The organism is Streptomyces sp. NPDC050610 (assembly GCF_040654875.1).
Lineage (GTDB): Bacteria > Actinomycetota > Actinomycetes > Streptomycetales > Streptomycetaceae > Streptomyces.
The window spans coordinates 1-18,928 of record NZ_JBFAIV010000047.1; the positions used below are offsets into that span (position 1 = coordinate 1).

Here is an 18,928-nt window from a genome sequence, read left to right on the forward strand (position 1 = left end):
CCTTTCGGCTTCTTCGCGTTTCCAACCCTACCAGATCCGTTTTCCGTTCCGTTTCCGGTCGGAATTCTTTCTCCGGTCCCCGTTGGAGGGGGTTTCTCGCGCCTTCCGGCGTGGTCACTACTTTAGCGGATTTCCCTGGTGACTCATAATCGAGTCCGTGGTCCGAATTCCGGCATGCCGAAATCTGTCCCGTTCAGGGGCCGTGCTGTAGTGATTTGCCGCCGGTGCGGCTGAGGTGGCTGCCGAAGAACCGTTACGGCTCCGTGGCAACTCGGAGAACACTACGGACGGGCCCCAGCCGTGTCAACCCGCCCCAGTCGGTCTCAGTCGAGGTCGGTCAGGCGCCCGCCGGCGTCCGGCTGGGCGTCCTCCACGCGGCGCAGCAGCCGGGTGAGCATCTCGCCGAGCATCGCGCGCTCGTCGCCCGAGAGGTCCTGGAGGAGATCGCCCTCGAAGACGGTCGCCAGCCGCATCGCCTCCAGCCACTTGCCGCGGCCTTCGCTCGTGATGCCGATGATGACGCGGACCCGGTTGTTCTCGTCGCGCTCCCGCGTGACGAGCCCCTCCCCGACCATCCGGTCGATGCGGTGGGTCATGGCGGCCGGGGTCAGTCCGAGGCGCTTCGCCAGCTCGCCGGGGCCCAGGCGGTAGGGCTCGCCGGCCAGTACGAGGGCCTTGAGCACCTCCCACTCGGTGTTGCTGATGCCGAGGTCGGCGGTCTGTCGCCCGTAGGCGACGTTCATGCGGCGGTTGAGGCGGCTCAGGGCCGAGACGACCTTCTCCACCTGCGGATCTAGGTCATGGAACTCTCGCTGGTAGGCAGCGATCTGTTCGTCGAGGCTCGGCTCTGGTGGGCCGGGGGTGTCAGCCATGCGCCGCAGTATGACACGAGTGATTGGCGTTAAAGCCCTTTGATATGTACTCTTTAGCTTCGAACTTTAGTGTTGAAGTCTTCAGGCTTGGACTGTGGACTCCTCCCCCTCTTCCCCCACTCCTCACCTACCTAGGAGGTGAGCGTGACCACCGCGATGGGCGCAGCGCTGCGCCGGATTCAGCTGGGCAACGCACTGAGTGCGTTCGGCAACGGCTTCACCGTCCCCTTCCTGTTCATCTATGTCTCTCAGGTGCGGGATCTCGGCGCGAGCACGGCAGGCATCGTGCTCGCGACGTTCGCCGTGGCCGCGCTCGCCGTGCTGCCCTTCACCGGTTCCGCCATCGACCGGCGGGGTCCGCTGCCGGTCGCCGTCGTCGGTACGGTCTCCGCCGCCATCGGATCGCTGGGCCTCGGACTCGCCGAGACCGAGCCGCTGGCCATCGCCGCCGCCGCCCTGCTGGGCGCGGGCATCGCGGTCATCCAGCCGGCGCTGGCCACGATGATCGTGTGGTGCTCCACCCCGGCGACCCGGTCGCGCTCCTTCGCGATGCAGTTCTTCCTGAACAACCTCGGGCTCGGCGTCGGCGGACTGCTCGGCGGTCAGCTGGTGGACACCTCGGACCCGTCGAGCTTCGTGCGGCTGTTCGCGATCGAGTCCGCGATGTTCCTGGTGCTGGGCGCGATCCTGGCGACCGTGAAGCTGCCGAACACGGCGAAGGTCGAGGACTCGGTGTCGCAGGAGGCCGCCACGGGCGGCTGGCGGACGCTGCTCTCGGACCGGGCGATGGTGCAGCTGTGCGTGCTGGGCTTCGTGATGTTCTTCGCCTGCTACGGGCAGTTCGAGTCGGGCCTGTCCGCGTACGCCGTCGAGGTCACCCGGATCTCCCCCGCGACGCTGGGCGTGGCGCTGGCCGCCAACACGGCCGCCATCGTGCTGGCGCAGTTCGTCGTGCTGAAGCTCGTCGAGCGGCGGCGGCGCAGCCGGGTCATCGCGCTGGTCGGGCTGGTCTGGACCGTGGCGTGGGTCGCGGCCGGGGTCTCGGGCCTGGTGCACGGGGCGCAGGCCGTCGCCACCACCCTGCTCATCTCGACGTACGCGCTCTTCGGACTGGGCGAGTCGATGCTGTCGCCGACGATGGCGCCGCTGGTGGCCGACCTGGCGCCGGCGCGGCTGGTCGGTCAGTACAACTCGGCCTTCGCTCTGGTGAAGCAGCTCGCGCTGGCGCTCGGCCCGGCCGTCGGCGGGCTGATGGCCGGGGGCGGCATGTACGTCGCCTATATAGGGATGCTGATCGTCTGCTCGCTCGGGATCAGCGCGCTCGCGCTGCGGCTGGGGCGGCGGCTGTCCGTACGGCAGGACAACCCGCTGCGGGCGCAGGCGGCGCAGGCCCAGGCGGCGGAGTCGCCGGAGTCGGTCGCCGTGGCCGCCTGACGCGGCCCCTGCCGCACGTACGGCCTCGTGGCCCGGAAAGCCGACGCTTCCGGGCCACTGTCGTGTGCGCGTACGCCCGTACGGGCCGCTGTTCCGGCCGCCCCGCTCACCCCGTGGGGAGGGCGAATTCGCACCAGACGGCTTTTCCGCCGCCCGGGGTGCGGCGGGAGCCCCAGGAGGAGGCGATGGTGGCGATGATCGAGATGCCGCGGCCCGCCTCGTCGGCCGGCTCGGGCTTGCGGCGGCGCGGCAGGTGGTCGTCTCCGTCGGTGACCTCGATTATCAGGCGGCGGTCCGTGCGGCGCAGTCTCAGCCGCATGGGCGGGGTGCCGTGCTGGAGGCTGTTGGCGACGAGCTCGCTGGCGGCCAGTACGCCGAGGTCGCGCAGCTCGGTGGGGAAGCGCCAGCTGGCCAGTACGCCCGAGGCGAAGGCGCGGGCGCGCGGGGCCGCCTCGATGCCGCCCAGCAGCTCCAGCGCGGCGTTGTGGAACAGCTCGGCGTCGTGGCCGGTACGGGCGGGGTGCTGGAGCACGAGCACGGCGACGTCGTCGTCGTGCTCCGCGGTGATGCCGAGGGCGCGGAGCAGCCGGTCGCACATGACCTGCGGCGAACCGGTGGCGCCGGCGAAGGCGCGCTCCAGGGAGGCGACGCCGGTGTCGATGTCCTCGTCGCGGCGCTCCACCAGGCCGTCCGTATAGAGGACGGCGCTGGCGCCGGGGCCCAGCGGCACGGAGCCGGAGGTGTGCACCCAGCCGCCGGTGCCGAGCGGCGGGCCGGTGGGCTCGGCCGCGCGGCGGACGGTGCCGTCGGGGTCGCGGACGAGGATGGGCAGGTGGCCCGCGGAGGCGTAGACGAGGCGGCCTTCGTTGGGGTCGTGGACCGCGTAGACGCAGGTGGCGATCTGGCTGGCGTCGATCTCGGCGGCGAGGCCGTCGAGGAGCTGGAGGACCTCGTGCGGCGGGAGGTCGAGCCGGGCGTAGGCCCGTACGGCCGTACGGAGCTGGCCCATGACGGCGGCGGCGCGCACTCCGCGGCCCATGACGTCGCCGATGACCAGGGCGGTACGGCCGGCGCCGAGGGTGATGACGTCGTACCAGTCGCCGCCTACGGCGGCCTCGGTGCCGCCGGGCTGGTAGGTGGCGGCGACGCGCAGGTCGTCGGGTTGTTCCAGCTCCTGGGGCAGCAGGCTGCGCTGGAGGGTGACGGCGGCCTCGCGCTGGCGGCGCTCGCTGGCGCGCAGCCGCTCGGCGGATTCGATCTGGTCGGTGACGTCGGCGGCGAAGACGAGCACCCCTTGGTAGGGCTCGCTCGGGCCGTGCGACTCGCGTCCGTCGTGCGACTCGGGCGAGTTGTGCGATTCGGGTGAGCTGTGCGACTTGTGGGGTCCATGCGGCTCATGAGGTCCATGCGATTCGGTGGACTCGTACGAATCACTCGCCTCACCCTTCCCGTGCACCCCATTGCGCTCATGCGGCAGGGCGCCGTTCCCGGTCGCCGGGTCGGGCGGGCGCGCGGTGGCCGGGGCAGGAGCGGCGCCGGCGGCCCCGACCTCGATCGGGGTGCAGGTGAACGTGTAGTAGCCGTGGCGCGGCGTGTCGCCGCCTTCGGCGGTGACCCGGCGGGACTTGACCGTGCGCGGCTTGCCGCTGCGCAGGACCTGGTCCATGAGGGGCAGCAGCCCGAGCGATTCGAGCTCCGGGAGGGCCGTACGGGCCGGGGCTCCGGGGGCGCGGTGGCCGAAGAGCGCGGCGTAGGCGTCGTTGACGTACGCGACGCGGTGCTCCGGGCCGTAGACGACGGCGACGAGGGCGGGGACCTGGCCGAGGACGTCGTGGACGGAGAGCCCGTCGAGGGTGGGGACGGGGCCCTCGGCCGCGGGGTCGTCCGCGGTCGCGATGGCGGTCCGGCGTGTCGCGCCGGCGGCGGCCCCGTCGACGGCGGACGGACGGGTCCTCGGCACGGTCTCGGCCCTGGCGGCGGGCACGGAGCCGTTGGCGCCGCCGCTCGTCGTGTTCGGGGTCTGCGACGGCCCCGTACCGCGGTCGGTGCGCGCCGCGGCGCGGCGTTGGGTTCCGGGGAGCCGGGCGCTCCAGCGGGTGAAGTTCACAGAGGATTACCTCGTGGTGTCGTTACTGGGCTGCACACCTGCACGGTGGCCCGGCCGGGGTTGTGGGGGGGGGGGGGAGTTCTCCAAGGGAAGGCAGCAAACGTCCGAATCCTCGTGCTTGTCACTGTCCTCGTGGTTGTCACTCTTCGCAGGTACGAGCCCACCCATGGTCACACGTCCAGTGTGACCGACCGGACTGACATCCGTCAGACGCCGGTCGTCCGGGTGGAGTTCCCGGCTCCGGCCGGGTGGGGTCAAGTGCCTTCCGGGTGGCGCCCCGTGCCCGCGGCGAGCTCGAACTCGGCGCGCGGGTTCTCCAGGGAGCCGAGCGAGACGATCTCACGTTTGAAGAGCCCGGCGAGGGACCACTCGGCGAGCACGCGCGCCTTGCGGTTGAAAGTGGGAACGCGGCTGAGGTGGTAGACGCGGTGCATGAGCCAGGCGGGGTAGCCCTTGAGCTGCCGCCCGTAGAGGCGCGCCACGCCCTTGTGGAGGCCCAGGGAGGCGACGGAGCCGACGTATTTGTGCGCGTAGTCGCGGACGGGCTCGCCCCGTAGGGAGGAGACGAGGTTGTCCGCGAGGACTCGCGCCTGGCGTACGGCGTGTTGGGCGTTGGGCGCGCACTCCTTGCCCGGCTCGTCGGCCGTCAGGTCCGGGACGGCGGCGGCGTCCCCGGCGGCCCAGGCGTGCTCAACGCCCGCCACCTGGAGCGCCGCGGTGCAGGCGAGCCGGCCGCGGCCGTCGAGCGGCAGGCCGGTGGCGGCGAGGACGGGGTGCGGTTTGACGCCGGCCGTCCATACGACCGTGCGGGCGGGGAAGCGCGAGCCGTCGCTGAGCACCGCGATCCGGCCCTCGCAGGAGTCGAGGCGGGTGTCGAGCCGCACGTCGATGTTGCGGCCGCGCAGCTCCCGTACGGCGTACTCGCCCATCTCCGGGCCGACCTCGGGGAGGATGCGGCCGGTGGCCTCGACGAGGATGAACCGCGCGTCGTCGGGGTGGATGTTGTGGTAATAGCGGGCGGCGTAGCGCGCCATGTCCTCCAGCTCGGCGAGGGCTTCGACGCCCGCGTAGCCGCCGCCGACGAAGACGAAGGTCAGGGCCGCGTCGCGGACTTCGGGGTCGCGGGTGGAGGACGCGATGTCGAGCTGTTCGAGCACGTGGTTGCGGAGCCCGATGGCCTCTTCGACGGTCTTGAAGCCGATGCCGAATTCGGCCAGGCCCGGGATCGGGAGGGTGCGCGACACGGAGCCGGGGGCGAGGACCAGCTCGTCGTAGCGGAGCTCGACGGCGCCGGTGCCCTCCTCGTCGGTGGCGAGGGTCTTGACGCTCGCGGTGCGCTTCGCGTGGTCGATGGCCGTGGCCTCGCCGACGACGACCTGGCATTTGGGCAGGGTGCGGCGCAGTGGGACGACGACGTGGCGCGGGGAGATGGAGCCGGCCGCGGCCTCGGGGAGGAAGGGCTGGTACGTCATGTACGGCTCCGGGTCCACCACGGTGACCTGCGCTTCGCCCGATTTCAGCTTCCGCTGGAGGCGGAGTGCCGTGTACATCCCTACGTAGCCGCCGCCGACGATGAGAATGCGCGCCGGTTCCTTCACAGAGGATCTCCTCGCGATGTCGCCCAGCCCGAGGGGGTGCCCGGCCGACGGGCCCGGCGCGGCTCGGCCGCTATCGGATGCTGTGACCCCGGGAAAGCACAGCACCCTCCCATGACGCACCGGCAACAAGAATTTGTCCACAGGCCCGGCGAAATGTATGACCGGTGCCGGAGGGGCGCGGTCCGGCGTCCGGCCGCCGCGCCGTCGGGAAAGCCCGCAGGTCAGCAGCAGGCCATGGGGCGGTTGGTGAGCGGCGAATCCGGACTGATCGGTTCGGTACGCCGATCGTGGGGCGGTCCGTGCGGAACTCCCCCTTCTTTCTTGACGCGGGCTCAACTATGTTCGTACCTGGTCGGGGTGGTGAGACACGCCTCGACAGTCAGGGCGGGGAGTCTCCGGGGGGAGACGTCATTACCGGGGGAATGCTTATGCACATTCAGGGATCTCATTGGTCGGCTGCTGCTGTCGCGTCGTCCGACGCCAATGGCAGCCGTCACACGCCTTTGCGTGTGGACGCACAGCGCAATCTCGAACACGTACTCCGGGCAGCTCGCGAGGTCTTCGGCGAGCTCGGGTACGGCGCGCCGATGGAGGACGTGGCACGCCGCGCCCGAGTCGGCGTCGGGACCGTGTACCGCAGGTTCCCGAGCAAGGACGTGCTGGTCCGGCGGATAGCCGAGGAGGAGACCGCGCGCCTGACCGAACAGGCGCGGGCCGCGCTGGGGCAGGAGGACGAGCCGTGGTCGGCGCTGTCCCGTTTCCTGCGCACGTCGGTGGCGTCGGGCGCCGGGCGGCTGCTGCCGCCGCAGGTGCTGCGGGTCGGCGTCGACGTGGACTCCGAGGCCGCGGCCGAGGAGGCCAGGGCCGCGCACTCGGTCGAGGCGCGGGTGCCGCAGCAGCGGCAGCCGGGGTCCTCGATCAACCAGCTGCACGAACTGCGGCTCGTCGAACCGCGGCCCGTCGTCGTCGAGGAACAGGACGACGCGGGGGCGGCGGCGCTGCTGGAGGTCGTGGGGCAGCTCGTGGACCGGGCCCGGGCCGCGGGTGAACTGCGCGCGGACGTGACGGTCGCGGACGTTCTGCTGGTGATCGCCACGGCAGCGCCTTCGCTGCCCGACGCGGCGCAGCAGGCGGCGGCGTCGGCACGGCTGCTGGACATCCTGCTGGAAGGTCTGCGTTCACGGCCCGCGAGGTGATGTTCGCGCCCGTGGGCTCATGCTCGCGTCCACGGGCGCAGCGCACATGGCCCGCGGGGTAGTGCTCGCGCCTGTGGGCTCATGCACATGGCCCCGTGGGGTAGTGCTCGCGCCCAGCCCGTCCGACGATCCTGCCCCGAATGGGTGATGGTTACTGCTCCGGTGTGCGAAAACACCCCGGATGAGTGGTTGCTTTCCCAGGCGGGGTTGTGGTGACCGACCGTATGGCACGCTTGCCCGGTGTTCGGGAGCGACGGCGTGTACGGGGGCCTCCGCGATGGGTGTTGACGGGCGGGACGAGCCGCGCGGGAGCGGGGAACCGGGCGCGAGTTCGGCTCCTCAAGTGCCGAGCCAGGGAGGCCCGTTCGCGGGCGGACCGAGTCGCTCGGAAGCTCCCGGCGGCTCGGGCGCGCCTGGCGGTTCGAACGTGTCCGGTGGTTCGGGTGTTCCGAGCGGCTCGGGCTCGTCCGGCAGTTCGGGCGCGTCCGAGAGCACGGAGGGCACCGCAGGCAACGCCGAACCGAGCGTGCCGCAGCAGCGGAACCGCGGCGGCTCCCTCGGGGACGCCGCCGGCAGCGGTGACACGGGCGGCGATACGGGCCGCAGCGCCTCGGACCGCGACACTGCGGGCCGTAGCGCCTCGGACGGCAGCGCCGCAGGTAGTGGTGACCCCGCACGTAGCGGCGGCGCAGACAGCAGCGGCAGCGGTACGGGCCGCGATGGCGCGAGCCGCAGTGGCGCGGTCGGCGGTGGCGTCGGCGGCGGCATCGACGGTGAGGACGGCGACGGCTCGGCAGCACCGCCGTCGGACACCGAGTTGGTGGCCCGTATGCGGGGCGGCGCGCTGGACGCGGACGCCGCGCACGCCAACGCGGCGTATGAGGAGTTGTACCGGCGGCACGCCGACTCGGTCCGCCGGTACGCCCGTAGCTGCTGCCGGGACGACCACACCGCGGAGGACCTGACCAACGAGGTCTTCGCGCGGACGCTGCAGGCCGTGCAGCGCGGCGCGGGCCCGGACTCCGCCGTGCGCGCGTACCTGCTGACCACGGTGCGGCGGGTCGCCGCGGCGTGGGGCAAGACCGCCAAGCGGGAGCAACTGGTCGAGGACTTCGCGGTGTTCGCCTCGTCCTCGGCCCGCACCTCGGCCTCGGACGAGGAGACGCTCGACCTGGGCGCGGACGTACGGGCCATGCAGGAGGCCGAGGCGTCGCTGGCCGTGCAGGCGTTCCGCAGCCTGCCGCCGCGCTGGCAGACCGTGCTGTGGCACACCACCGTCGAGGAGGAGTCGCCCAGCGAGGTGGCGCCGCTGCTCGGGCTGACGGCCAACGCGACGGCGGTACTGGCGCACCGGGCGCGCGAGGGCCTCAAGCAGGCGTATCTCCAGGCCCATGTGAACACGTCCCTGACGTCGGGCGGCGACTGCGCCCGGTACGCGGACCGGCTCGGCGCGTACGCGCGCGGCGGGCTGCGGATGCGCGCCGAGCGGGGGCTGCGCAAGCATCTGGAGGACTGCGCGAAGTGCCGCACCGCGGCCCTGGAGGTCGCGGACGTCAACGAGCGCATCCGCCTGCTGCTGCCGGTCGCCGTCATCGGGTGGTTCGCCGCCGCGTACACGGTCAAGGCCGCCGCCGGCGCCGCCGTGGGGCTGGCCGGCGCCGGTGCCGCCGCGGGCGCGGGGGTCGCGGCCGCCGCCACCGGGGGCGGCGCGGCAGGAGGTTCGGCGGGCGGGGCAGCGGGCGGGGTGGCAGGAGGTTCGGCGGGCGGGGTGGCGGGCGGCGCCGCCGCGAGCGAGGGGCTCGGCGCGCCCGCGAAGATCGGGATCGGGGCGGCAGCGGTGGTCGCCGCGGGCGCGGTCCTCGCCTACGCGCTGACCAGCGGCCACCCCGACCCGCCGAAGAAGCCACAGGCCAAGCCCACCGCGGCACCGGTCGTACCGGCTCCCGAACCGACGCCCAAGCCCAAGCCTCCGGCCGCCAAACCGCCGCCGCCGAAGCCATCGCCGAAACCCAAGCCGCCACCCCCGAAACCGACGCCGGCGAAACCCGAGCCCAAGCCGCCCGCGCCGAAACCACCGCCCCCGAAGCCGACGCCGAAACCAGAGCCGCCGTCACCGAAGCCGACGCCCAAGCCCACTCCCCCGGCGCCCGCTCCGGCCGCCTACCAGCTCAACACGTTGCGGTACGCGGGGCTGGGCGACGGCACGAAGCCGGAGGTGCGGCCGGGCGCGAGCAGTTGGCTGTGGCAGCGCTGGGGCCTGCGCATCAACGACACGAAGTACGGGCACGGGGTCACCGTGCACGCCCCGTCGTCGGTGACCATCGACCTCAACCGCCCCTGCTCGTCGTACGACGCGGTGGCCGGGGTGGACGACATGACGCTGGGCCTGGGCGAGGTCCGGTTCTCGGTGTTCGGGGACGCGGCGCGGCTGTGGCGGTCGGGTGTGGTGCACGGCGGGGACCCGGCGGTGCCGGTGCATGTGCCGCTGACGGGCCGCAAGACGATACGGCTGGTCGTGGAGTCGACGTCCGCGATGAGCACGGTCGCGGTCGCCGACTGGGCTCAGTCCCGGCTCAACTGCCGGTAGGGGCGGGCGGAGGACGGACGGGCCCGGTTCGGGCGGACGCGATATGCGGGCGGACGTACGCGAGAGGGCTCGTCCGCCCCCGGCGGCGGGTGCCGCGCCCCGCCCCGTCCCCGGCCCGCGTCAGAGCCCGCCCCCGGCTCGTATCAGAAACCGCTCACAAGGTGGGCCGCGGCATGACCCCGCCCGCGACCGCCCGCTGCCGGGGCGCTTCCGAGCCCGTCCAGCAGCTGCCGCGGCGGGAGAGCAGGCGGCGCAGCCACAGTTCGGTGGAGACCAGTTCCGCCAGCCCGTCGAGCGGCAGGATTTCGCCCTCGGCCGCCGCGCGCAGGGCCTTGCGGACCACTCGCGCCTCGACCAGCCCGGCGTCGGCCAGCAGCGGTGTCTCAAATATTTCCACCAGGCGTCCCACGGACATCCGCAGCCCCGCCCGTACCGCTGCCGCATGGGAGGCGTGAGAGGTGGCGCCCCAGCCGGGCGGCAGTTCGCGGATGCCCGAGCCGGCCAGGACGGCGCGTAGGACGGAAGCGCGCGCCCCCGGTTGCACGCGGAGCGACTCGGGGAGCGCGCGGCAGGCCCGTACGACCTGGTTGTCGAGGAACGGCGCGTGCAGGCGCTGGCTGCGCACCTCCGCGGCCTGCTCGAAGATCCGGTGGTCGGCGGCGTGCCGGGCCAGGGCGGCGGAGGCGCGGCGTTCGCCGGGGCGCCGGAGGCCGCCGGGGCGGGCCGCGGCGGTCCCCAGGCGAACCGATACTTCAGCAAGCGCCTCGCCCGTGAGCCAGCGCGCGGCGGGGCCCGGCCGGAACCAGGTGAGGGCGGCCAGGGAGGCGCCCACGGCCCCGGGGACGACGGGCTCCAGCTCCGAGCCCGGATGGCCGGCCTCCAGGAGCCGCCCGGCGGCGGCCTCCAGACCGTCCTTGTAGGACGTACGGGCCAGCTTGCGCGCCGCGCGGTAGACGGTGAACGGGACGAAAAAGGAGTGCGCGGCGGGCCCGTCCGCGCGCGCGAGCGCCGAGACGGGGCGCAGCAGATGCCGGCGGCGGCGGTCCATCAGCAGGTCGGCGAGGCGCGCCGGGTGGGCGTCGAGCACCTGGCGGGCGCCGTGGCCCACGAGATGGTCGGCGCTGCCCGCGGTGAGGCGCCGGCGGTGGCGTTCGGCGGTGACGAGGGAGGGGCCGGGTTCGTCGGTGAGGGGCCCGGACTCCAGGTCGGCGTAGGGGAGCGCCTCTTCGCCCGCGGTGACGACGACGTGGTGCAGCCGGGGGTTGTCGGCGATGGCGCGGGCCCGTTCCAACTCGGCCTGGCGGGAGCGGCCGTTGCCGGTCGCGAGGTCGTTGAAGGTGACGGCGAGCAGCCGCTCGCCCGCTCCGCTGCCGTGGCCGAAGAGCGTGCCGGGGACGCCGGGCAGCCCGGCGGCCAGCAGCGCGAGGGTCGCGGAGGCGCTGCCTCCGGACAGGTCGGCGCCGATGCCGGGCGCCGGCCCGCCGCGCGAGGCGCGCCGGTACGCCGGGCCCATGCCCGGTACGGGACCGGGGTCGAGGTCGCCGAACTCGGTCTCCGGCGCGTGCCGCGGTGCGTCGAGTCGCGCCCGTACGGCCTCCACGAGAGCTTCCCGGACGCCGGCCACCGCGTCGTCGGCGGCGAGTTGGGGCGCCGCGACGGCGAGCGAGGCCGTCGGCTCGTAACCGATGATGTCGCGGGCGCCGTCCCGCAGTACGAGCGCGTGGCCGGGCGGCACGCGCCGCACCCCGAGGTAGGGCGTGCCGTCGCCGAGCGCCTCCGGGGAGTCGGGGCAGGCGAGCAGGGCCGCGAGGTGGCCGACGTCCAGTTGCGCCTCGGCCAGGTCGGCCAGCGGCAGGGCCGCGGTGGCGTAGGCGGTGCCGCGGTCCCATTCGGTGTGGAATACGGGGCGCGCTCCCGCCAGGTCGCCGGCGACGGTGATGCGGCGGCCGACCTGGGCGACCGCCGTGTAACTGCCGCTCCACGCCGTCAGGTGGCGCAGTGCGCCCCCGCGCGCCGCCAGCAGGCCGACGCGCAGTTCCTCGTCGCTCGCGCCGCAGCAGCCGAGGACGGCGAGGCGGGTGAAGGGGTCGGCCTGGACGACGCGGACCTCGTCGGGCCGCCAGTCCCCGACTGCCCACAGCGGGTCGGGGTCGCCCCACAGGAGCTGCGCGCCGACCGGATGCACCGTGGAACCGTCGGCCCCGGCGCCTCGCCGGGTAGCACGGGGACCGGTCCCGGAGGCGGCACTGCTCCACCCCACCAACCACCGCATCGCCGCCTCCACAGGGTGTGGACAATCAACAGTTTGCAGTCATCATGCACAAGAGGCTGACAGTTTCGGCATCGCTCGGTCAGCGTGTTGATCGCGCCTTATCACCCAACTCGGCCTCAACTGGGGCGAAATGCCGCACCGCCATGGACCGTGCTGGGTCCATGCTGCCATGAGTGGGGCGCGTGAGCGGCGCACCGGAGGCACGTAGGAGGCGTGCGCCGGATGGCGGCGCGCGGGGCGTGCGGGAGCGGGGCGGGTAGCCCTGGGGTTACGGAGGGCGGGTGTCCATGGGGGCCGCGCGGGCTCAAGAATGGCCAGTAGGCCGAAAAAGACGCATAAGAACGGAAGATGCGGGCGCGAGAAAGGAAGGGGCGGCCGGGCTGTCGCGCACTGGGCTGCCGTGCGCCGGACTGCCGCACACCCGGTCCGACCCATTGGGCCGATGCGCACCAGGCCGTCACCCGCCGGACCGCCCCCTCCCCGGCCCGGGCGGGAGTTCGGCTCGTACGCGCATGCCGGCCACAACGGCATGCGCCATATTCAGCCAAACTCGGCCGCGCCCTACTTGGGCGCGCGCGTCCCCGATGCCCGGACCGCGATGTCACAGTCCGGGAGGCGGACTCCGCCCCCCGGACCGTTCCGCCGCCCGCGGGGAATGAGGCGACGGTGTCCCCCAGCCCACTCGATCCAGTACAGCGGGCCGACCCACGCAACTTCCATGGAAGCGCTCCCGCGACGACCCGGGCAGAGCGCACGGTAGGCGCACGGCCACACACAGGCGGAGCACATGCCCCTCTCTGCACGTGCATGTGGACCAGATTCCCGCCATCCGAGCCTTGACCTCTTAACGGTCGGGATGCGGGGAACTACGCTGGGTTTACGAATGCCTCGCGCCTATGCCGGGGCGGCCGTCGGTGCTGGCGAGGGGTGCGTATGTCCAGGGAGCTACGCGGGCCGAACGAGAAGCTCGGGACCGTACTCGCCCTCGCGGGGATCAGCAACGCGGGTCTCGCGCGCAGGGTCAACGACCTGGGCGCGCAGCGCGGATTGACGCTTCGGTACGACAAGACGTCGGTCGCCCGGTGGGTGTCCAAGGGCATGGTGCCCCAGGGGGCCGCGCCCCACCTGATCGCGGCCGCGATCGGCAGCAAACTCGGCCGGCCGGTGCCCCTGCACGAGATCGGCCTCGCCGACGCGGACCCCGCACCCGAGGTCGGCCTCGCCTTCCCGCGCGACGTCGGCCAGGCCGTACGGGCCGCCACGGACCTCTATCGGCTGGACCTGGCCGGCCGGCGCGGGGGCGGCGGGATCTGGCAGAGCCTGGCCGGTTCCTTCTCCGTCAGCGCGTACGCCACCCCGGCGTCCCGCTGGCTGATAACCCCGGCCGACGGCTCGGTGGCGCGCGAGGCGCACCAGGCCGCCAAAGAGGCGGACGCGGGCGGCGGCTCGGACGGCTTACCCCAGCGCGTGGGCCACTCCGACGTGTCCAAACTGCGCGAGGCGGCGGACGACGCGCGCCGCTGGGACTCCAAGTACGGCGGCGGCGACTGGCGTTCCTCCATGGTGCCCGAGTGCCTGCGGGTCGACGCCGCGCCGCTGCTCCTCGGCTCGTACAGCGACGACGTGGGACGTTCGCTCTTCGGCGCCACCTCCGAACTGACCCGGCTGGCCGGCTGGATGGCCTTCGACACCGGCCAGCAGGAGGCCGCGCAGCGCTACTACATCCAGGCGCTGCGGCTCGCGCGGGCGGCGGCGGACGTGCCGCTCGGGGGGTACGTACTGGCGTCGATGAGCCTCCAGGCGACGTACCGGGGGTTCGCGGACGAGGGCGTGGACCTCGCGCAGGCCGCCCTGGAGCGCAACCGCGGCCTCGCCACGGCGCGCACCATGAGCTTCTTCCGGCTGGTCGAGGCGCGCGCACACGCGAAGGCGAACGACGGCCCCGCCTGCGGCACGGCGCTGAAGGCCGCCGAGGGGTGGCTGGAACGGGCCCGGCAGGGCGACGGAGACCCGTCGTGGCTCGACTTCTACTCCCATGAGCGGTTCGCCGCCGACGCGGCGGAGTGCTACCGCGACCTGAAAATGCCGCGGCAGGTGCAGCGCTTCACCGAACAGGCGCTGTCCCGGCCTACGGAGGAATTCGTCCGCTCGCACGGGCTGCGGCTGGTCGTCTCGGCCGTCGCCGAGCTGGAGTCGGGCAATCTGGACGCGGCGTGCGCGGCCGGGACGCGGGCGGTGGAAGTGGCGGGGCGGATCTCGTCGGCCCGTACGACTGAGTACGTGCGCGACCTGCTGCACCGGCTGGAGCCGTACGGGGACGAGCCGCGCGTCGTCGAGCTGCGGGAGCGGGCGCGGCCGCTGCTGGTCACGCCGGCGTGAGGACGGCGAGCGGGGCTGGGTGCTGCGGGGGCGGGACGGGATTGGCGGGCGTGGCTGGGTGCCGCCGCCCGGGCGGGGTGTGCGTGGCTGGATGCCGCCCGGGCGGGATGGGTGTGGCTGAGTGCTGCCCAGGCGGGACGGCCGGGGCGTGCGGGGCGGGGCTCTGCCGGGACGGGCGGGCTGGGTGAGGCTGCGGCCGGGGGCCGTCGGGATGGGCTGCGGAGGTTGCGACGGGGTCGGCGGCGGTTGCGGCGCGGTCGGCCGGGGTCGCGTAGGGCCCGGCGGGCGTGGTCGCGGCGGGGCGGACCGTAGCCGCGCAGAGCCCGGCGGGCGTGGTCGCGGCGGGGCTGACCGTAGCCGCCGGGGGCCCGGCGACGGAGATCGCGACGAGGCTGAGCGTGACCGCCGAAGGCCCGGCGGCAGCGGGCGCGGCAAGGCCGACCGTGGCCGCCGAGGGCCCAGCAGCAGCGGTCCGAACCCGGGCGGCCCTTGGATTTCACCCCATTGTCAGCGGCATTGTCAGTGGCACGCGCCATGATGGGGAACGCTGGGAGAGGGGCCGGTGCGGCGCCTCGGGGGATTCGGGGCGGGAGGTGACGTGGTGGCGGCGTACGAGTGCGATGTGCTGGTGATCGGGGGCGGGATCGTCGGCCTGTCGACGGCGTATGCGATCACCCGTGCCGCGCCCGGGACCCGCGTGGTCGTGCTGGAGAAGGAGTCCGGTCCGGCCCGCCATCAGACGGGCCGCAACAGCGGCGTGATCCACAGCGGCATCTATTACCGGCCGGGGTCGCTGAAGGCGCGGTTCGCGATGCGGGGCGCGGCGGAGATGGTCAAGTTCTGCGTCGAGCACGGCATCGCGCACGAGATCACGGGCAAGCTGATCGTCGCGACGGAGCGGGCGGAGCTGCCGCGGCTGCACGCGCTGGTCCAGCGCGGCCGGGAGAACGGCATCCCGGTGCGGGAGCTGGGCCCCGCGCAGATAGCGGAGTTCGAGCCGCACGTCCGCGGGCTCGCGGCGATCCACGTCGGCACGACCGGCGTGTGCGACTTCGGCTCGGTGGCGCGGCGGCTGGCGGAGCTGGCGACGGACGCCGGGGCGTCGGTTCGCTACGGGGCGGAGGTCCGGGTGATCGGCCGGCGCGGGTCGGCGGTCGCGGTCCGTACGGCGGCGGGCGAGGTCGTACGGGCGCGGGCCCTGGTCAACTGCGCGGGGCTGCGCTGCGACCGCGTCGCCCGGCTGGCGGGCGACGATCCGGGCATGCGGATCGTGCCGTTCCGCGGGGAGTACTTCGACCTGCCCCCGGCCCGTACGGACCTGGTGCGCGGTCTGGTCTACCCGGTCCCCGATCCGGCGTTCCCCTTCCTGGGCGTCCATCTCACCCGAGGCGTCGGCGGGGGCGTCCACGTCGGGCCCAACGCCGTTCCCGCCCTGGCCCGCGAGGGGTACGACTGGCGGACCGTACGGCCGGGGGAGCTCGCCGGGACGCTGGGGTACCCCGGCGCGTGGCGGATAGCGCGCCGCCACTGGCGCTATGGTGCGGGCGAGCTGCGCCGGTCGCTGTCCAAGCGGGCCTTCACGGAGACGGTGCGCCGGCTGCTGCCGGAGGTGGCCGAGGACGATCTGATACCGGCGGCGGCCGGGGTGCGGGCGCAGGCGGTGCTGCGGGACGGGACGCTCGTGGACGATTTCCTCTTCGCCGAGTCGCCGCGGGTGGTGCATGTGCTGAACGCGCCGTCGCCGGCGGCAACGGCGTCGCTGCCGATCGGCAGGGAGGTGGCGCGACGGGCGCTGGCCTCGATGGCGGGCGGGTAGCGGGCACGAGGGCGAGTGGAGGGCACGAGATGGGGACGGGATGCCATGAACATGGCAGACATGCCATCTACAGGGCTCGCTCCCGCCCAGGTTCCGTAGAATCGAGTGATTGTGTCCGAGAACCCCACTGCGAACCCCAGTGCCGCCCCCGCCGTGCCCGAGGCCGACGAGGGGCGCGTCCGCGACCGCCGCGAGCCGATGTTCCCCGACGGCCCCGCGCCGGACCCGGCGGGCTCGCACCATGAGCGCCGCATCCGCTCGTTCCAGCCGCGCCGCAGCCGCGTAACGGCGGGCCAGGGCGACGCGCTGCGCCGCCTGTGGCCGAAGTGGGGGCTGGACATCGACGGGCTGCGTCGGCTGGACCTCGGGGAGCTCTTCGGCGACCCGGAGCTGCCGGTGGTCCTGGAGATCGGGTTCGGCATGGGCGAGGCGACGGCGCAGATGGCGGCGGCCGACCCCGGCACCGGCATCCTGGCCTGCGATGTGCACACGCCGGGCCAGGGCAATCTGCTGAGCCTGGCGGAGCGGAACGGCCTGTCCAATGTGCGGGTGGCCAACGGCGACGCGATCATCCTGCTGCGCGAGATGCTCGTACCGGACGCGCTCGCGGGGATGCGGGTGTACTTCCCGGACCCGTGGCCGAAGAAGCGGCACCACAAGCGGCGGCTGATCCAGCCGGAGTTCCTGGCGCTGGCCGCGACGCGGCTGGCCCCGGGAGCGGTGCTGCACTGCGCGACGGACTGGGAGCCGTACGCGGAGCAGATGCTGGAGGTGCTCGACGCCGATCCGCACTTCGAGAACGTGCAGCCCGAGGGCGGTTACGCCGCGCGCCCCGAGTTCCGGCCGCTGACCCGGTTCGAGGGCCAGGGCCTGGACAAGGGCTATGTGGTCCATGACCTGCTGTTCCGTCGCCGCTGAGCACTGATCGCCCGGTTGTCGGCCATAATCCGACTATCTCCCACTCTCCCCTGGTTAGGGTCTTCGAGTGCCTGAGTCCCCGCCTCCCCGACAGCCGACCGACCACTCCGCCGCGGCTCCGCCCTGGGGCCCGAGCCCGTCCTGGGGCCCGAGCCCGTCCTGGGGCCCGGGCGCCTCCTGGGACCCGAGTGCCTCTCGGGACCTGGGTGCCTCTCAGGACCCGAGTGCCTCTTGGGGCCCGGGTACCTCTTGGGGCCCGGGGCCGAGTGCCGGAACGAGTGCCGGACCGGCCGCGTACCCGGCGGCTCCGCTCCCGATACCGGCGTACGAGCAGCGCCCGCAGTTCGCGGCGGTGCCGGCGCCGTCCGGCTGGCGCTACAAGCCGCGCCGGGCGCTGTGGGAGAACAAGGCGCTGCGCGCGACGGCCCTGATCCTGCTGCTCGCCCTGTCCGGACTGGTGATCCTGGCGCTCGTACGCGAGCAGACGGGCACCGAGGGCTTCCTGGTGGGCCTCGCCCTGGCCGTACTGCCCGTACCGCTGCTGGTGGCGGCGTTCCGCTGGATGGACCGGGTCGAGCCGAAGCCGTGGCGCGACCTGGTCTTCGCGTTCACCTGGGGCGCGTGCGCGGCGACCCTTGTCGCGCTGCTGGCCAACGGCTTCGCCACGAAATGGCTGCTGAGCACCATAGACGTGTCGCGGCATGCCGACGCGAATACGTGGGGCGCCACGTTCGTCGCGCCGGTGATCGAGGAGTCGGCGAAGGCCGCGGCCGTACTGCTGCTGTTCCTCTTCCGCCGCCGGGACTTCAACGGGATCGTCGACGGCGTCGTCATAGCGGGCATCACGGCGACGGGCTTCGCGTTCACCGAGAACATCCTCTACCTCGGCAACGCCTTCGCCTCGGACCAGAACTTCGGCTACTCGGGCATGCAGTCGACCACGATGGCGACGTTCTTCATCCGCGTGCTGATGTCGCCGTTCGCGCACCCGCTCTTCACCTCGATGACGGGCATCGGCTTCGGCATAGCGGCGACGTTCGCCCCGCGGCGCCGCCTCCTCCGCGTCCTGGTGCCGCTGGCGGCCCTGCTGACCGCGATGGTCCTGCACGGCGTCTGGAACGGCGCCTCGACCCTCCCCGGCCTCGGCTTCCTCATCGTCTACGGGCTCTTCATGGTCCCCGTCTTCGGCGTGCTGACCTGGCTGACCGTCTGGTCCCGCCAGAACGAGCTACGGACCATACGCACCCACCTCCCCGCCTACCAGGCCGCCGGCTGGCTCACCCCGCCCGAGCCCATCGCCCTCTCCTCGATGCGCGCCCGCGGCATAGCCCGCCACCTGGCCCGCCGCACCGGCGGCCCCGAGGCGGCCCGAGCCGTGACCGAGTACATCTCCTTCGCCACCTCCCTCGCCTTCCTCCGCCAACGCGCCTACCGCGGCGCGACGGGCCCGGACTTCACGGCCAGGGAACAGGAACTCCTCCACCACCTGTGGCAACGCAAGTCGACAGCCCAGCCGGCTCTGGCTCATGCGATGCCGCAGCCTCTGTGGCCTGGGCCATATCTTGGGAACGGTCACCCCCGGGCCCAGTACGCGCCCCCGATCTATCCCCCGCCTGACAGTCCTCGCTGACGTCGGCTCCAGGACAACACACGACACGGTGGATGCCCTCTCCGCCAGGTGGAAGAGATACCAGCCAGCGCGCAAGACCACAGTGGCAGGAACCCACGTGCATGAACGGCTGGAGAGTT

11 protein-coding genes are annotated in these 18,928 nt (G+C 73.2%); 7 read left to right on the forward strand and 4 right to left on the reverse strand.

From position 1 onward, the window contains the following. Window positions 1–323: 323 nt before the first annotated feature. Window positions 324–872, reverse strand: coding sequence for a MarR family transcriptional regulator (locus AB0I22_RS35760; protein WP_363135185.1), 549 nt, complete (start codon window positions 870–872; stop codon window positions 324–326). 144 nt (window positions 873–1,016) lie between these two features. On the opposite strand from AB0I22_RS35760, the gene AB0I22_RS35765 reads away from it, so the two are divergent. Further along, window positions 1,017–2,306: an MFS transporter gene (locus AB0I22_RS35765; protein WP_363135186.1), complete on the forward strand. Its 1,290-nt coding sequence runs from the start codon at window positions 1,017–1,019 to the stop codon at window positions 2,304–2,306. Window positions 2,307–2,412: 106 nt separating this feature from the next. Here AB0I22_RS35765 and AB0I22_RS35770 read toward each other — a convergent pair whose 3' ends face one another. Beyond that, window positions 2,413–4,413, reverse strand: coding sequence for a SpoIIE family protein phosphatase (locus AB0I22_RS35770; protein WP_363135187.1), 2,001 nt, complete (start codon window positions 4,411–4,413; stop codon window positions 2,413–2,415). A gap of 254 nt (window positions 4,414–4,667) precedes the next feature. Beyond that, window positions 4,668–6,011 (reverse strand): NAD(P)/FAD-dependent oxidoreductase, encoded by a 1,344-nt coding sequence (locus tag AB0I22_RS35775; RefSeq protein WP_363135188.1) that lies wholly within the window; start codon window positions 6,009–6,011, stop codon window positions 4,668–4,670. Between the two features lie 428 nt (window positions 6,012–6,439). Here AB0I22_RS35775 and AB0I22_RS35780 point away from each other — a divergent pair, with 428 nt between their 5' ends. Together AB0I22_RS35780 and AB0I22_RS35785 are read left to right on the forward strand one after the other, a co-directional pair. After that, window positions 6,440–7,207, forward strand: a complete 768-nt coding sequence (locus AB0I22_RS35780) for a helix-turn-helix domain-containing protein (RefSeq protein WP_363135189.1) — start codon at window positions 6,440–6,442, stop codon at window positions 7,205–7,207. 277 nt (window positions 7,208–7,484) lie between these two features. Then, window positions 7,485–9,794, forward strand: coding sequence for a sigma-70 family RNA polymerase sigma factor (locus AB0I22_RS35785; RefSeq protein WP_363135190.1), 2,310 nt, complete (start codon window positions 7,485–7,487; stop codon window positions 9,792–9,794). A gap of 154 nt (window positions 9,795–9,948) precedes the next feature. Here AB0I22_RS35785 and AB0I22_RS35790 read toward each other — a convergent pair whose 3' ends face one another. Then, window positions 9,949–12,066, reverse strand: coding sequence for an asparagine synthase-related protein (locus tag AB0I22_RS35790; protein ID WP_363135192.1), 2,118 nt, complete (start codon window positions 12,064–12,066; stop codon window positions 9,949–9,951). Window positions 12,067–12,999: 933 nt separating this feature from the next. Here AB0I22_RS35790 and AB0I22_RS35795 point away from each other — a divergent pair. The 4 genes from AB0I22_RS35795 to AB0I22_RS35810 all read left to right on the forward strand — a co-directional run bounded on the left by AB0I22_RS35795 (window position 13,000) and on the right by AB0I22_RS35810 (window position 18,809). Further along, window positions 13,000–14,445 carry an MFS transporter gene (locus AB0I22_RS35795; RefSeq protein WP_363135193.1) on the forward strand — a complete coding sequence of 482 codons (1,446 nt, stop codon included), beginning with the start codon at window positions 13,000–13,002 and terminating at the stop codon, window positions 14,443–14,445. A 601-nt stretch (window positions 14,446–15,046) separates the two neighbouring features. Then, complete coding sequence (gene lhgO, locus AB0I22_RS35800) at window positions 15,047–16,261, forward strand: L-2-hydroxyglutarate oxidase (protein ID WP_363135194.1); 1,215 nt, start codon at window positions 15,047–15,049, stop codon at window positions 16,259–16,261. 153 nt (window positions 16,262–16,414) lie between these two features. Continuing rightward, the gene (gene trmB, locus AB0I22_RS35805; RefSeq protein WP_363135222.1) at window positions 16,415–17,179 is read left to right on the forward strand and encodes a tRNA (guanosine(46)-N7)-methyltransferase TrmB; all 765 of its coding nucleotides are present in this window, start codon (window positions 16,415–16,417) and stop codon (window positions 17,177–17,179) included. Between the two features lie 352 nt (window positions 17,180–17,531). Beyond that, window positions 17,532–18,809 carry a PrsW family intramembrane metalloprotease gene (locus AB0I22_RS35810; RefSeq protein ID WP_363135195.1) on the forward strand — a complete coding sequence of 426 codons (1,278 nt, stop codon included), beginning with the start codon at window positions 17,532–17,534 and terminating at the stop codon, window positions 18,807–18,809. The last annotated feature ends 119 nt before the right edge of the window (window positions 18,810–18,928 follow it).